Origin of the sequence: Amycolatopsis sp. H20-H5 (genome assembly GCF_035828755.1) — a bacterium.
GTDB lineage: Bacteria > Actinomycetota > Actinomycetes > Mycobacteriales > Pseudonocardiaceae > Amycolatopsis.
Genome location: NZ_JAYMZS010000113.1, coordinates 13,787 through 28,853, shown reverse-complemented (window position 1 = coordinate 28,853; position 15,067 = coordinate 13,787). Strand labels below are relative to the sequence as shown.

Annotated in this window: 14 protein-coding genes; 12 read left to right on the top strand and 2 right to left on the bottom strand. The window is 69.3% G+C overall.

Annotation, left to right across the window (positions count from 1 at the left end):
• From QMK34_RS38205 to QMK34_RS38185, 5 genes are all read left to right on the top strand, one after another.
• A partial coding sequence (locus QMK34_RS38205; RefSeq protein ID WP_326419661.1) for a penicillin acylase family protein occupies positions 1-1,749 on the top strand: 1,749 nt, incomplete at its 5' end.
• Between the two features lie 404 nt (positions 1,750-2,153).
• Complete coding sequence (locus tag QMK34_RS38200) at positions 2,154-3,083, top strand: SGNH/GDSL hydrolase family protein (protein ID WP_326419662.1); 930 nt, start codon at positions 2,154-2,156, stop codon at positions 3,081-3,083.
• Between the two features lie 20 nt (positions 3,084-3,103).
• Positions 3,104-4,147 (top strand): trans-sulfuration enzyme family protein, encoded by a 1,044-nt coding sequence (locus QMK34_RS38195; RefSeq protein WP_326419660.1) that lies wholly within the window; start codon positions 3,104-3,106, stop codon positions 4,145-4,147.
• A 467-nt stretch (positions 4,148-4,614) separates the two neighbouring features.
• The gene (locus QMK34_RS38190; protein ID WP_326419659.1) at positions 4,615-5,340 is read left to right on the top strand and encodes a hypothetical protein; all 726 of its coding nucleotides are present in this window, start codon (positions 4,615-4,617) and stop codon (positions 5,338-5,340) included.
• 4 nt (positions 5,341-5,344) lie between these two features.
• A complete protein-coding gene (locus QMK34_RS38185; RefSeq protein WP_326419658.1) occupies positions 5,345-5,947 on the top strand; it encodes a class F sortase in 603 nt (200 codons plus the stop codon).
• A gap of 49 nt (positions 5,948-5,996) precedes the next feature.
• Here QMK34_RS38185 and QMK34_RS38180 read toward each other — a convergent pair whose 3' ends face one another.
• Together QMK34_RS38180 and QMK34_RS38175 are read right to left on the bottom strand one after the other, a co-directional pair.
• Positions 5,997-7,040: a patatin-like phospholipase family protein gene (locus QMK34_RS38180; RefSeq protein WP_326419656.1), complete on the bottom strand. Its 1,044-nt coding sequence runs from the start codon at positions 7,038-7,040 to the stop codon at positions 5,997-5,999.
• A 55-nt stretch (positions 7,041-7,095) separates the two neighbouring features.
• Complete coding sequence (locus QMK34_RS38175) at positions 7,096-7,845, bottom strand: FadR/GntR family transcriptional regulator (RefSeq protein WP_326419655.1); 750 nt, start codon at positions 7,843-7,845, stop codon at positions 7,096-7,098.
• Between the two features lie 84 nt (positions 7,846-7,929).
• Here QMK34_RS38175 and QMK34_RS38170 point away from each other — a divergent pair, with 84 nt between their 5' ends.
• The 7 genes from QMK34_RS38170 (at position 7,930) to QMK34_RS38140 (ending at position 14,969) form a co-directional block, all read left to right on the top strand.
• Positions 7,930-9,420 (top strand): ABC transporter substrate-binding protein, encoded by a 1,491-nt coding sequence (locus QMK34_RS38170; RefSeq protein WP_326419654.1) that lies wholly within the window; start codon positions 7,930-7,932, stop codon positions 9,418-9,420.
• A complete protein-coding gene (locus QMK34_RS38165; protein ID WP_326419653.1) occupies positions 9,417-10,361 on the top strand; it encodes an ABC transporter permease in 945 nt (314 codons plus the stop codon). Before QMK34_RS38170 ends, QMK34_RS38165 begins: the two co-directional genes overlap by 4 nt.
• Positions 10,361-11,191 carry an ABC transporter permease gene (locus tag QMK34_RS38160; RefSeq protein ID WP_326419652.1) on the top strand — a complete coding sequence of 277 codons (831 nt, stop codon included), beginning with the start codon at positions 10,361-10,363 and terminating at the stop codon, positions 11,189-11,191. The genes QMK34_RS38165 and QMK34_RS38160 overlap by 1 nt, the downstream gene beginning before the upstream one ends.
• Positions 11,192-11,262: 71 nt before the next feature.
• On the top strand, positions 11,263-12,006 hold the full coding sequence (locus QMK34_RS38155; RefSeq protein ID WP_326419651.1) for an ABC transporter ATP-binding protein: 744 nt from the start codon (positions 11,263-11,265) through the stop codon (positions 12,004-12,006).
• Positions 12,003-12,788 carry an ATP-binding cassette domain-containing protein gene (locus tag QMK34_RS38150; protein WP_326419650.1) on the top strand — a complete coding sequence of 262 codons (786 nt, stop codon included), beginning with the start codon at positions 12,003-12,005 and terminating at the stop codon, positions 12,786-12,788. The genes QMK34_RS38155 and QMK34_RS38150 overlap by 4 nt, the downstream gene beginning before the upstream one ends.
• The gene (locus tag QMK34_RS38145; RefSeq protein ID WP_326419649.1) at positions 12,781-14,214 is read left to right on the top strand and encodes an aldehyde dehydrogenase family protein; all 1,434 of its coding nucleotides are present in this window, start codon (positions 12,781-12,783) and stop codon (positions 14,212-14,214) included. Before QMK34_RS38150 ends, QMK34_RS38145 begins: the two co-directional genes overlap by 8 nt.
• A complete protein-coding gene (locus QMK34_RS38140) occupies positions 14,211-14,969 on the top strand; it encodes an SDR family NAD(P)-dependent oxidoreductase (RefSeq protein WP_326419648.1) in 759 nt (252 codons plus the stop codon). Before QMK34_RS38145 ends, QMK34_RS38140 begins: the two co-directional genes overlap by 4 nt.
• Positions 14,970-15,067: the final 98 nt, after the last annotated feature.

Genomic DNA, 15,067 nt, shown 5'->3' with positions numbered 1-15,067 from the left:
AACGCTTCGGCGTCCACCGCGAACGCGGCCAAGGTCGACGTCGCCGCGCCGAAGAACCAGGAGCCCGCGCGCGGCATGTTCGACGACGGGGTGCTGCCCGGCAACATGCTGAGCGAGAAGCACGGGATGTCGAACGCGCTCGTGGTTTCCGGTTCGAAGACCGCCAGCGGGCACCCGGTGGCCGTGTTCGGCCCGCAGACCGGGTACTTCGCGCCGCAGCTGCTGATGCTGCAGGAACTCCAGGGGCCGGGGATCAGCGCGCGCGGCGCGTCGTTCGCCGGGATCGGGATGTACGTGCTGCTCGGCCGCGGGCAGGACTACGCCTGGAGCGCGACGACGGCGGCGCAGGACATCATCGACACTTACGCCCTCGAACTGTGCGACCCGAGCGGCAAGGCGGCGACCAAGGAGTCGAACTACTACCGCTACCGTGGCCAGTGCCTGCCGATGGACACCGTGGAGCGCAAGAACTCCTGGTCGCCCACGGTCGCCGATGGCACGGCCGCCGGCTCGTACACGCTGCGCAGCTACCGGACGAAGTACGGGCCGGTGACCAGCCGCGCGCTGGTCGGCGGCAAGCCCGTCGCCTACACGACCCTGCGGTCCTCGTTCTTCCACGAGGTCGACTCGCTGATCGGCTTCCAGGAGTTCAACGACCCGTCGTTCATCCATTCGGCGCAGGATTTCCAGCGCGCGGCCCAGGACGTCAACTTCACCTTCAACTGGTTCTACGCCGACTCCAAGGACATCGCGTACTTCAACTCCGGCGCCAACCCGGTCCGCAAGTCCACTGTGGACCCGACGATGCCGGTGTGGGCCGATCGGGGCTACGACTGGCAGGGCTGGAACCCGGCCGGGAACAAGGCGGACTACACCCCGCCCGCGCAGCATCCGCAGTCGGTGAACCAGGACTACTACATCAGCTGGAACAACGCGCAAGCGAACGGCTACGCCTCCGGAGGCGCGGACAAGTCGGCCGTGCACCGCGCTGACCTGCTCGACTCCCGCGTCAAGGCGCTGCTTTCCAGCGGCACCAAGGTCACCAGGGTGAACCTCACCCAGGCGATGGAGGACGCGGCGCTCGCCGATCTGCGGGCGGAGAAGGTGCTGCCCCTGTTGCTGCAGGTGCTCGACAAGGCGCCGACGACCGGTCCGGCCGCCGACGCCGAGGCGAAGCTGAAGACGTGGCTGAACCGCGGGCACCAGCGCGTCGAAACCACCCCGGGCAGCAAGGCCTACACCGACGCCGACGCGATCCGGATCATGGACGCCTGGTGGCCGCTGCTGATGGCCGCCGAGTTCAAGCCGGGCATGGGCGACGCCGGGTTCGCGGCGATGGTCAACGTGCTGCAGATCAACGAAAGCCCGTCCGGGTTCCAGAACGAGACGCCGGGCAAGCACGTCGGCCAGCCGCACCAGGGCTCCTCCTACCAGCACGGCTGGTGGGGCTACGCGAGCAAGGACCTCCGCACGGTCCTCGGCCAGCCGGTGGCGGGCCCGCTCGGCGCGACCTTCTGCGGCGGCGGCAACGTCACCACCTGCCGTCAGGCGCTCGTCGACTCGCTGACGCAGGCCGCCGCACAGCCCGCGAACACCGTCTACCCCGGCGACGCGGACTGCTCGGCGGGCGACCAGTGGTGTGCCGACACGGTGATCCAGCGGGCGCTCGGCGGGATCACGCAGGACAAGATCAGCACGCAGAACCGCCCGACGTTCCAGCAGGTCGTCGAGTTCCCGGCGCACAGGTGATTTATCGCGCTTTCCGGACTCGCGCTGCCAGGGCGTGACCAGGTGTGTCAGTCGCGTCTGGTGCTGAGGCGCCCTGCCATCGCGAGTCCGGGGCCTGTCGGCCAAAAGGCGCGCGACTCCAAGGGATTAAGGGACTTGGGTCGCGTTAGCCGTGGCTGGGTGGGCGGGGACGTCGTCAGCTGTGGCTGGCTTGGCCGGGGTTGCGACAGCTGAGGCGTGAGCTGACCGAAAGCGGGTTAGCTGATGCTGTGTCGCACGAAGAACGTCGATCCGCAACTCGTCGACGAGTCGTGGTGTTTTGCGCGCGAGAGACCACGACTCGTCGACGAGTTGCGGTAGCCGACCACTAGAGGAGAAGTCCCTTGTTCCGACGGAAACTGGCATTGGTGCTGGCAGGGACGGCGATGCTCGCCGTCCCCGGCGTCGCTTCGGCCACCCCCGCGCACTACAGCCACTACGTCGCGCTCGGCGACTCGTACACGGCCGGGCCGCTGATCCCGTTCCAGCGGCTCGACCCGCTGACCTGCTTCCGCTCCACCAGCAACTATCCGGCGTGGCTGGCGTCGAACCTCGGCATCGACGACTACACCGACGTCAGCTGCAGCTCGGCCGACACCACGAACATGACGAAGCCGCAGTCGATCCCACTGTGGCAGGCGGCGCCGCAGTTCACCGCGCTGAAGTCCGACACCGACCTGGTGACCATCGGGATCGGCGGGAACGACTCCAGCGTGTTCGGCACGCTGGTGGGCGACTGCCCGAAGTTCACCGCCAAGGATCCGACGGGCTCGCCGTGCCGGGACTCGTTCACCGTCGGTGGCGTCGACACGATGAAGCGGCGGCTCGTCACCACCCAGGCCAGCGTCACCGAGATGCTGCGCGGGGTCCACCAGCGCTCGCCCCACGCGAAGGTGCTGCTCATCGGCTACCCGCGGATCGTGCCCGCCACCGGCTACTGCCCGGACGTCCTGCCGTTCGCCGACGGGGACATCCGGTGGGTCGACAGCGTCGAGCAAGCGCTGAACAAGGCGCTGGCCGACGCCGCGAAGGCGGACGGCAAGACGACCTACGTCGACACTTTCACCCCGTCGCTCGGGCACGACGCTTGCGCCACCGGTGGTGCGGCGTGGATCCAGGGCAAGGACCTCAACCTGTTCGCGGCGTTCCCGTACCACCCGAACAAGTCGGGGATGATGGGGGTCGCGAGCATCATTCAGCACCAGCTCAACGGGAAGAAGGCGCTGGTCAAGACCCCGTCGACGGCCGGAGTTCCGCTCGCCGACCCGCAGGTCGCCGGTGAGCTCGCCGCCACAGCAGGTGTGCTCAAACGCTGATCGACGGCTACCTTGAGCGAGTGGACGTAAACGACTGGTCACCCCGCACGCTGGCGATCGCCGCGGGCCGCCCGCAGGGCCCCGGCGAACCGATGAACGCACCGATCGTGCCCGCGAGCGCCTTCGGTGCGGGCGCCGACCGCGCGTACGCCCGCGGCGACGGGAACCCGACGTGGGAAGCGCTGGAGGAGGCGATCGGCGCGCTCGAAGGCGGGCACGCCACCGCGTTCGCCTCCGGGATGGCGACGCTCAGCGCGGTCGTCGACCTGCTGCCGGTGGGCGCCAAGGTCGCGGTGCCGACGTTCAGCTACAACGGCTCCCGCGGCCTGCTCGCCCACGCCCACCGCAGCGGGCGGCTGGTCGTCACCGAGATCGCGCCGACGAACACCGCCGCGTGGCTGGCCGCGGCCGAGGTGGCGGACCTGCTGTGGCTGGAGTCGCCGACCAACCCGACGCTCGACGTGATGGAGATCGGGAAGATCGCCGCCGCGGCGACCGGCCGGGTCGCGGTGGACAACACGTTCTCGACGCCGCTCGGGCAGCGGCCGCTCGCGCTCGGCGCCGACATCGTGGTGCACAGTGCGACGAAGATGATCGGCGGCCACAGCGACCTGCTGCTCGGCCTGACGGTCGCGGCCGACGAGGAGGTCGCGCGGGAGCTGCGGGCCGCCCGGACCCGCGTCGGCGCGACGCCCGGGGTGCTGGAGTCCTGGCTCGCGTTGCGTGGCCTGCGGACGTTGCCGGTGCGGCTGGCCGAGCAGTCGCGCACAGCGGCGCTGCTCGCGTCGAGGCTTTCGGAGCACCCGGCGGTGACACTGGTGCGGTACCCCGGTTCGGGGATGATGGTCGCCTTCGAGCTGCCGGACGCCGAGGCCGCCGACAAGGTGTGCGCGTCGCTTCAGCTGATCCGTTCCGCGACGAGCCTCGGTGGGGTCGAAAGCCTCGTCGAGCGCCGCGCCTGGCTGCCGGGCGACGAGCACGTCCCGGCCGGGCTGATCCGGTTCAGCGTCGGCCTCGAAGACCCCGAAGACCTGTGGCGAGACCTGGCCGGGGCGCTCGGCTGAACAGTCAGCCGGGCGGAATTGGTTTCCCTAGTTGGTTAATTGTTTTCTCGCGCGCTGATCTCACGTTGATGGACGTCTTCGACTGCGGAAACCGTCGCTTGTAGACCTTGGATTCTGCAGAATCAGGGCTATGATCGGAAAACTGACCTCCAGCGAGCCGATCGAAAAGGTTGTGCTCGCTCAGCAGGCATTTCGGGCCCGGCAATGTGCCCGACAATGTTACGGTTCAGTACGCGGGACCTGAAGCCGTCGGCGGTAACACCACGCTCGGCCTGAAGTATCGGTTCGGATGTCGGCTTCGTTACCTGTTTTCCGCGTGGTTCTCATCACCCATTTTTGGTTTCTCTCCGGAGTCAATCATGCGGCATGATCGCCCTTGTCACCCTTTCGTGGGATCCCCCTTGGGGTGGCGCGTTCGGTGGGGGTCACTGAGCGTTTGCGCATGATTTCTTTACTGGGAGAACAAGTTGAAGAAGACCATGGGTCGTCTCGCGGGCGCCGTGCTCGTCGGCGCTCTGATCACGCTCGCCGTGTCGCCCACCGCCATGGCGCAGGACGACCCGGCGACCACCGCGGTCACGCCGCCGCCGGTGGAGACGCCGACCACCACGCCTGACCCGGGCACGCCCCCCACGGGGACCACCACGCCGGTCGAGACGCCGACCTCGGAGAGCCCGGCCCCGACCTCCAGTGCCCCCGGCACGACCGACCCTGGCACGCCGCCCGCGACGAAGCCGTCGGAGACGTCCCCGAGCTCTTCGTCCGAGCCCCCCAAGTCGAGCGAGCCGACCACGCCGCCCGAGGACCCGTACGTCGACAACATCGGCGCGGGCTACGCGGTCTCGACCGGTGAGGCGTTCGTCGTCATCTCCTGTCTCGCTGGCGCGCCGACCAACGTCGTGTCGCCGGCTCTGGACATCGAGCAGGACGCCATCCAGGACGAGACCGACGGCCGTTTCTGGGGCTTCAACGCCACTCGCAAGGCCGGTTTCACCGACGTCAAGAGCACGGTGACCTGGACCTGTGGCGGCGTCGCCGGCCAGGGTGACGTCGAGCTGGAAGCCGCCCCCGGTGGCGGCGCCGGCACCCCGGGCACCCCCGGCACCCCGGACAAGGTGACCAAGCCCAAGCAGGTCAAGATCGCGCCCAAGGGCGGCATCGCGACCGGCTTCGGTGGCATGGCTCAGGCCTGAGCACATGACTGAGAAGGCTGGGCGGGGTGGCCGCGCGTTCGCGGCCGCCCTGCTCCTCTCACTGGTACTGACCGGGTGCGGGTCGTCCGGCGACTCCCCGGCGCCCGCCGCGGCGCCGGGCCAGACCTCCGTTCCGGTCACCAAGCCGTTCGCCGGGCTCAAGCCCCTTTCGGTGAGCATCCCCAAGATCGGCGCCGAGTCGAGCCTCATCACGGTGGCGCTCGACATCCACGGCAAGATCGCCACGCCTTCGGTGAAGAAGCCGATGCAGGCCGCTTGGTACCGGCTCGGCCCGGTGCCCGGCGACGTCGGGCCGGCGATCGTGCTGGGCCACGTCGACGGCAACAAGCAGCCCGGGATCTTCTACAAGCTCAAGGACGTCAACCCGGGCGACGAGGTGTTCATCGACCGGAGTGACGGCAAGAAGCTGAAGTTCGTCGTCGACCACAAGGACCAGGTCCCCAAGGACCAGTTCCCGCAGGACGCGGTCTTCGGCAACACCGACAAGCCGCAGCTGCGGCTGATCACCTGTGGTGGCGCCTTCGATCACGAAGAGCACAGCTACAAGGACAACATCGTCGTCTACGCGAATCTCGTGCAGGCGTAGCAGGTCCCGCGAACCGCCCCGGCCGTCCTGGCCGGGGCGGTTTCGTGTTTCAGCCGAGTCCGGATTCCGGGTACGGGAAACCGGACGGCGCCGGGGCGTCGTGATCGACCCAGCGGCGCATCCCGGCGTCGCTCGCCGCGTACCCCCAGTTGATCAGCCGCTCCTGCACGACTTCCGGGGTTTTCGTCAGCCTGGTCGACGTCTGCGCCAGCGCGTGCGTCAGCTCGACCGGGGCGGGCAGCGCGTCGGGCAGCTCGAAGTTCGCGACGTCGCTGTAGCTGCTCCAGTACGTCCCGGCGAAGCTCTTGTCCACATAGGACTTGAGCAGGGAGCCCGTGCGGAGCTCGCGGACCTGGTTGTCGATCACGTCCAGCACTCGCAGCAGTTGCCGCGGCCAGTCCCGTTTGACGTCCCTGGCCGGGCGCATCCGCTTGCCCGCGTCGCTGACCAGCACCGTCGCGCAGTGGCCCTCGACCGGGTCGAGGCCGAGGTTGTCATACACCCCGGCGTCGCTGAGCACGATCTTGCGGCCGTCGTTCGCGGCGGGGTCCGTGATCAGCACCGGGGAGAGCATCGGCGGGAACGCCGAGGACGCGGCCACCGCGGTCGCGAGGGGGATCCGCCCGTGCGGGCCCTGCTGCCGGAAGAACCACCACAGCGCGCCGTCCTGCAGGTTCGTCGCGGTGAACACGAACTGCGGCCCGGCCGGGTCGAGCTCGTCGAGGCGGCACTTGCCGAACAGGTGCTTGGCGTACGCCTTCGCGAGCTCCTCGCCCGCGCTGCGCCACGGTTTGACCATCGCGCGCAGCGTGACCGGGACGTCGAGATTCGTACTGGCCAGCACGCGGATCGGCTCGACCACCTGCTCGCCGAGGTTCGTCGCGACGCCGTGCTCGTCGAAGTCGAGGTTCTTCCAGGCGTGCGCGAGGATCCCGGCCACGATGGACCCGCCGGACACGCTGGAGAACGTGGTGATCTTCGACAGCCAGCCGATCTCGTTCAGCCGCCACAGCGCGCCGGTGTGGAACAGCATCGCGCGGTAGCCGCCGCCGGAGAGCGCCAGCCCGACGCCCTTGCGCTGAGATGTAGTCATCGCATCCCCCATACGAGTGAGTGTAGGGGGCTAGTCGCCGGGCGAGTTCGGGCCGTTACGTCCGCTCCAGCAACGGCTCCAGCAGCCGTCGCTGCTCGGCCGGGACGTACTCGGCGTAGTTGTCGTACAGCGCCTGCTTGGCCAGCCGCGACGCGCCTTGGCCGTCGGCGTCGTGGATCGCGCGCAGGACGTCCTCGTGATGGGCGAGCCAGGCGCGCATCAGCGACGTCCGGTCGGCGGCCTTCTCCAGCTTGTCCTCGATCAGCTCCAGGACGACCCCGTGCACGACCTCACCGCTCGTGACGAGCAGCGGGTTGCCGGTGGCCTTGGCGATGGCCTCGTGGAAGGCGACGTCGGCGCGGCTGAACTCCGCGTAACCGAGTTCGGCGCCTTCCTGCATCGCGGCGAGCGCGGCGATCAGGGTGGCGAGGTGGTCCTCGGTGCGCAGGCGCGCGGCGAGCAGATGCGCCGAGCCGTCGAGCACCATGCGGAACTGCAGCAGCTCCGCGAGCCCGAGATGGTCGGCTTTGGCGAGCCGGTGCATCGACCGGTGCAGGGCGGCGGGGGACGCCGCGAGGATCTCGGGCCCGCGGGGGTCACCCGGCCGCGAACGGACCATTTCCGCGGCTTGGAGTACTCGCAGCGCCTCGCGGACGGTCGAGCGGCCGACGCCGAACTGGACCATCAGCTCACGCTCGCTTGGCAACCGCTGGCCGGGTTTCAAGCGGCCGCTGAACACGGCTTCTTCGATCTGTTCGACCACGCGCTCGTAGGCCCGGACAGTGGCCACCGGTTCGAATTTCATTCGGTTGCACCCCCTTGACCGTCGCGTCTTCTGGTGCGAACCTCTGGGTTACTGGTCAGACCAGTGTACCTCCCGGGAGGCTCAATGAGAGGCCGACTTCACACGGCGGCGCTCGCGCTGCTGCTCGTGGTGTCCGGCTGCTCGGCCGGGTCCAGCGCAACGGTGTCGACCGACCCCACCACGCTTTCGGTCGGGATCACCGCCGAGCCGCAGAACTTCGACTTCACCCGCACGGATGGGGTGGCCATCCCGCAGGTGCTGCTCTACAACGTCTACGAAGGCCTGGTGAAGCTCGACTCGGACGGCAAGGTCGTGCCGCTGCTGGCGAAGTCGTGGACGATCAGCCCGGACCGCAGGACCTACGACTTCCAGCTCCAGCCCGGCGTGAAGTTCGGCAACGGCGCGCCGTTCACCGCCGAGGACGTCAAGTTCTCCCTGCTGCGGGTCAAAACGGCGTGGACGGTGTCGATCAAGTCCACAATGGACGTCGTCGATCACGTGGACGTCGTCGCGCCGGACCACGCGCGGGTCGTGCTGAGCAAGCCGAGCAACGGCTGGCTGTTCAGCCTCACCAGCCGCCTCGGCGCGATGTTCAGCCCGACCGGGATCGCCGACCTTGCCAACCAGGCGATCGGCACCGGGCCGTACGTCGTCGCCCAGCGGCGGCGCGGGGATTCCATCGTGCTCAAGGGAAATCCCGCCTACTGGGGCCGCAGGCCCGCGTACTCGACGGTGGTGCTCAAGTACATCAAGGACCCGACCGCGCTGAACAACGCGTTGCTGTCCAACGGGATCGACGTCATCTCGACGATCACCGCGCCCGACTCGGTCCCGCAGTTCCAGGGCGACGACCGGTTCACCGTCATCGAGGGCACCACGAACAGCGAGGTCACGCTGGCCTTCAACAACGCCCGCGCGCCGCTGAACGACGTCCGCGTGCGCCAGGCCCTGACCTACGCGATCGACCGGAAAGCCCTGCTGGACACGGCGTGGGCCGGGCGCGGCACGCTGATCGGCAGCATGGTCCCGCCGACGGATCCCTGGTACGAGGACCTTTCCGGCGTCTACCCGTACGACCCCGCGAAGGCGAAGGCGTTGCTCGCCGAGGCCGGGCAGCCGAATCCGTCGCTGCGGCTGCGGATTCCGAACCTGCCGTACGCGGTGTCGGCCGCGCAGGTCGTGGCGTCGCAGCTTGCCGACGTCGGCGTGCGCGTGAACATCGAGCCGCTGGACTTCCCTGCGGTGTGGCTCAAGCAGGTGTTCACCGATCACGACTACGACTTGTCGATCATCCAGCACGTCGAGGCGCGCGACATCACGACCTTCGGCAAGCCGAAGTACTACTGGGGCTACAACAATCCGCAGGTCCAGCGGCAGCTGGCGGCGGCCGACAGCGGCACGCCCGCCGAGCAGGTGACGGACATGCGCGCGGTGGCGAAGCAGCTCAACACCGATGCCGCCGCGGACTGGCTCTTCCTGTTCCCCAACGTGATCGTGGCGAAGGCGAAGGTGACCGGGTTCGTGAAGAACCAGGTCAGCGAGTCCTTCGACTTCACGGGATTGGCGCCGCGATGACGGTCAAGGTGCTCAGGCGGGTGGCGATCCTGCTGGTCAGTCTCGTGGTCGCGTCCGTGGTCGTGTTCCTGTTCATGGCCGTGCTGCCCGGCGACCCGGCGCAGGTCGCGCTGGGCGTCAACGCGACGCCGGAGCTGCTCGCGAAGACGCGCACCGAGTTCGGCATCGACCGGCCGCTGGTCACGCAGTACTTCGACTGGATCGGCGGCGTCTTCCACGGCGACTTCGGCCGTTCGTACGTGACGCGCGAAGCGATCGGGCCGCAGCTGCTCGACAGGCTGGGTGTCACGCTCTGGCTCGTCGGCGCGGGCATGGTCGTGGCGCTGGTGCTCGCGGTGCCGCTGGGGACGTTCGCGGCGGTGCGCCACCGCCGGGCGAGCGGGACGGTGGTGTCCGGGCTTTCCCAGGTCGGCGTCGCGATTCCCGCGTTTCTCGCTGGGATCATCCTGGTACAGATCTTCGCGGTGAGCCTGCGCTGGCTGCCGTCCGGTGGCTGGACCCCGCCCAATGTCGACGCCGGAGACTTCGTCCGCGGGCTGATCCTTCCGGCGCTTTCGCTCGGGCTGGTGCAAGGCGCGGTGCTCACCCGTTATGTGCGCTCTTCGGTGCTCGACACCCTCGGCCAGGACTACCTGCGCACAGCGCGGTCGAAGGGGCTTCGGCCGTTCCAGGCGTTGTTCCGGCACGGGCTGCGCAACGCGGCCGTCCCGGTCGTGACGGTGCTCGGGCTGCAGCTGGCGACGTTGCTGATCGGCGCGGTCGTGGTCGAGCGAGTGTTCGTGCTGCCGGGGCTGGGCAGCCTGCTGCTCGACTCGGTGGCGTCGCGGGATCTGCTGACCGTGCAAGGGATCGTGCTCGTGCTGGTGGCCGGGGTGCTGCTGGTCAACTTCGTGGTGGACCTCCTCTACACCGTGCTCGACCCGAGATTGCGGGGCTCGTGATGGCTACGCGCACTCGCTCCCGCAACGGGAGCCTGACGGCCGGGCTGGTGCTCGTCGGCCTGGTCGTGCTCGCCGCGGTGGTGTCGTTCCTGTGGACACCACACGATCCGGTGAAGGTCGACGCGGTCCACCGGCTGCTCGGGCCGAGCGTCGAAAACCCGTTCGGCACCGACAAGTTCGGCCGTGACCTGGCCAGTCAGCTCATGGTCGGCGCGCGCAGCACGCTGTACGTCGGTGTGGTCGCGGTCGGCGTAGCGGCCGTGATCGGGACTCCGCTGGGGATCCTCGCCGGGATGGCGCCGAAGTGGCTCGGCGAGATCGTCATGCGGGTCAACGACCTCGTGCTCGCGTTCCCGGCGCTGCTGCTGGCGATCATGTTCGGCGCGGTGTTCGGGGCCGACACGCTGACCGCGATGGTCGCGATCGGCATCGCGACCATCCCGTCGTTCGCGCGGATCGCCCGCTCGGGGACGTTGCAGGTGATGAGCAGCGAGTTCGTGCTGGCCGCACGCTCGGCGGGCCGGTCGCGGCTGACCATCGCCGCGCGACACGTGCTGCCGAACATCTCCGGGCTGCTGATCGTGCAGGCCTCGGTGTCGTTCGCGATCGCCGTCCTGGCCGAGGCAGCGCTGTCGTTCCTGGGCTTCGGCACCCGGCCGCCGACGCCCTCGTGGGGCCGGATGCTCCAGGAGTCGCAGGAACTCCTGACCGGCTACCCGCGCCTCGCGCTGATCCCCGGCATCGCCATCGCCCTCGCGGTCCTGGGCTTCAACCTCCTCGGCGACGGCCTCCGCGACCGCCTCGACCCCCGATTGGCGGCCCGCCCATGACCCCCGATTCGATTGCCCCTGAAGGCCACCATCACGGCGTAAAACGCCGTGATGGTGGCCTTCAGGGACCGTTGCTTGAGGTGCGCGGGCTGGGCGTGGAGGCGCTGGTCAAGGGCGTGTCGTTCGAGGTCGGCAGGGGTGAGCGCGTCGGGCTGATCGGGGAGTCGGGGTCCGGGAAGTCGTTGACGGCGTTGTCGGTGATGGGCCTGCTGCCAGACGAGTTGCGGCCGAGCGGGTCGGTGAAGCTGAACGGGCGCGAGCTACTGGGGGCGTCCGAGAAGGAGCTCTCGCGGCTGCGCGGCAACGAGATGTGCATGGTTTTCCAGGAGCCGATGACCGCGCTCAACCCCGCGATGCGCGTCGGTGCGCAGGTCGCGGAACCCTTGCGGGTGCACGGAACTCGCCGTGATCATCGGGCTGCCGCCGTCGAGCTGCTCGACAGCGTCGGCCTGCCCGGCACCGCGAAGGCGTACCCGCACCAGCTGTCCGGCGGCCAGCGGCAGCGGGTCGTGCTGGCGATGGCGCTGGCCAATGACCCGAAGCTGCTGATCTGCGACGAGCCGACCACCGCACTGGACGTCACCGTGCAGGCCCAGATCCTGGACCTGATTCTCGACGGCGTCCGCGACCGTGAGACGGCGTTGCTGTTCATCACGCACGACCTCGCCGTGGTCGCGACAGTGTGCGAGCGCGTGCTGGTGATGCTCGACGGCGAGATCGTCGAGTCCGGCAGCACGCGCGAAGTCCTGACGGCACCGCGGCACGAGTACACCCGGAAGCTGCTCGCCGCGTCGGATCTGGAGGCGAGCCGATGACGCCCATCATCGAGGTTCGCGACCTGGAACGCCGCTACGCGCGGCGTGCTGTGCGGGCGCTGCGCGGGGTGTCGTTCGAGGTCGAAGCCGGGCAGCGGTTCGGCATCGTCGGCGAATCGGGCTCCGGGAAGTCCACTTTGGTCAGACTGCTCGCCGCGCTCGACAAGCCGACCGCGGGCACAGTGTCGTTCCAAGGCCGCCGGATCGACACCCTGCCCGAGCGGAAGCTCAAGTTCCTGCGTTCCGAGCTGCAGATCGTCTTCCAGGACCCGATGGGCTCGCTCGACCCGCGGATGCGCGTGCGGGACATCATCGCCGAGCCGCTGGGGCGCACGCCCGGTCGTGTGGAGCGCGTGACGGAACTGCTTGAGGCCGTTGGGCTTCCGGCCGACGCGGCCGGGCGGTATCCGCACCAGTTCTCCGGCGGGCAGCGGCAGCGGATCTCCATCGCGCGGGCGCTGGCCCCGAATCCGAGCGTGCTCGTCGCCGACGAGCCGGTCAGCGCGCTGGACGTCTCGGTGCGTGCGCAGATCCTCGACCTTCTGGCGTCGCTGGTGGACCAGTTCGCGCTGACGCTCGTGTTCGTCTCGCACGACCTCGGTGTCGTCCGGCACGTGTGCGACCGGGTCGCGGTGATGCGGCGCGGCGAGATCGTCGAGCTGGGTGACGTCGATCAGGTCTACGACGCGCCCGAGCACGAGTACACCCGGGAGCTGCTGGCCGCCGCGCCCAGCCTGCGCGCGGCCCTCGCCCGGCTGAGTGAAGGGAGCGAAGGTGCCTGAGTACCCCGAAGGCTTGCCGATCGGCTCGGGCTGGGTCTCCACCGAAACCGAGCCGGTGCTGTTCCCCTACGACGGCAGCACGATCGGCTCGGCACCTGCCGGGACGCCGGAGCTCGCGACTCAGGCCATTGACGCCGCTGTCGCTGTCGCCCGCGAGGTCGCCGCGTTGCCGTCCCGCACCCGGCGCTCGCTGCTCAACGACGTCGCGGCGGCGCTGAAGGTTTCACGTGAAGCTTTCGAGAAACTGCTGGTCGCCGAAACCGGGAAACCGCTGGTCGACTGCCAGGTCGAGGTCGCCCGCACGATCGTCACCTGGGAAGCCGCCGCCGAAGAGGTCTCCCGGCTGCACGGCGAAACGGTCCCACTGGACCTGCTGCCGTCCGGCGACGGCCTGGTCGGGTTCTGGAAGCGCAAGCCGATCGGGGTGGTCGTCGGCATCGCCGGATTCAACTACCCGCTGCTGCTCGCGTCGCACAAGATCGCGCCCGCCATCGCCGCGGGCTGCCCGGTCGTGGTCAAGCCCGCACCGCAGACACCGCTGGCGACGTTGTGGCTGGTGCACCTCGTGCGCGAGGCGGCCCGTTCGCTCGATGTGCCTGCCGCGACCGTCCAGCTCGTGACCGGCGATGCCGACGTCGGCTCCGCACTGGTCACCGACCGGCGGATCGGTGCGGTCTCGTTCACCGGCTCAGCCGCCGTCGGCCACCGGATCGCCCGCGACGCGGCGCCCACGAAAACGTTGCTGGAGCTGGGGTCCAACGCCGCGCTCGTGGTCGCCGGTGACGCCGACCTCGACGCGGCCGCGGACGCCGTGCTGCGCGGCGGGTTCTACGCGTCCGGCCAGGCCTGCATCTCGGTCCAGCGAGTCCTGGTCGTCGCCGAGGTCGCCGACGCGCTGACCGAGCGGGTCCTGGCGCGGCTCGGCGAGGTCATCACCGGCGATCCGCGTGAGGAGTCGACGCGGGTGTCCGCGCTGATCGACGAACGGTCCACCGCCCGTGTGCTGGAATGGGTCGGCAAAGCGACGTCGGCGGGCGCGAAGCTCGCCGGAGGCGGTGGCGTGGAGAACGGCGTCATCTCCCCGACCGTGCTGCTCGACGTGCCTGACGGCGCCGAATGCTGGGAGGAAGAGGTCTTCGGGCCAGTCGTCTGCGTGCGCACGGTGTCCGATGTGGACGAAGCCTTCGCCGCGGTCAATGCGTCGAGGTACGGGCTGCACGCGAGCGTGTTCAGCACGTCGCTGAAGACCGCTTTTCGCGCGCTGGACGAGCTGGAGGTCGGCGGCGTGGTCGTCAACGAGGTGCCGGGATTCCGCTCCGACACCATGCCGTACGGCGGGGTGAAGGACTCCGGGATCGGCCGCGAGGGGCCGCGTTTCGCGATCGAGGAACTGACCGTGACCAGGATGGCGGTGCTGCGTCCATGAACTACGACAAGCTGTTCCGGCTCGACGGCAGGCGGGCGGTGGTGCTCGGCGCGGGCAGCGGCATCGGCCGCGAGTCGGCCCGCGCGCTGGCCGCTCACGGCGCCGAGGTGATCTGCGCCGACCGCGACCTCGCGTCGGCCAAGGAAACAGACGCCGGTGAGGCGTACGAGATCGACCTGCTGGAGGAGGGCGCGGTCGCCCGCGCGGCCGCCGAGCTCGGCGAGCTCGACATCGTGGTGCTGACCGCCGCGATGAACGTGCGCAAACGTTTGCTCGACTACACCCGCGAGGAGTTCGACCGCGTCATCGCGCTGAACCTCGGCGCGACCTTCGAGGTCGTCCGCGCGTTCGGCGCGGGCATGGTCGAGCGGCGGCGCGGCAGCATCATCGGCTTCTCGTCGATCCGCGGCACGACCGTCGAGCCAGGCCAAGGCCCCTACGCCGCGACCAAAGCGGGCCTCGTCCAGCTGTTCCGCACGGCCGCCGCCGAGTTCGGCCCGGCCGGTGTCCGGGTCAACGCGATCGCACCCGGCGTCGTCGAGACTCCTTTGACGGCGCAGATCAAGGCGAATCCCGACTGGTACAACGCCTACGCGACCAAGGGCGCGCTCGGCCGCTGGGCGCGTCCCGACGAGCTGGCCGGCGCGGTCGTCTACCTCGCGTCGGACGCCGCGAGCTTCGTGACCGGGGCCGTCCTGCCCGTCGACGGCGGCTGGACCGCGGTCGACGGACGCTTCGAGCCCCCCGCTTCTTAACTGCCCCTGAAGGCCACCTTCACGGCTTTAGACGCCGTGAGGCCCGTCGCCGACGAGGCGACGGGCCTGAGAAGAGACAGTGGCCTTCAGGGACTTGC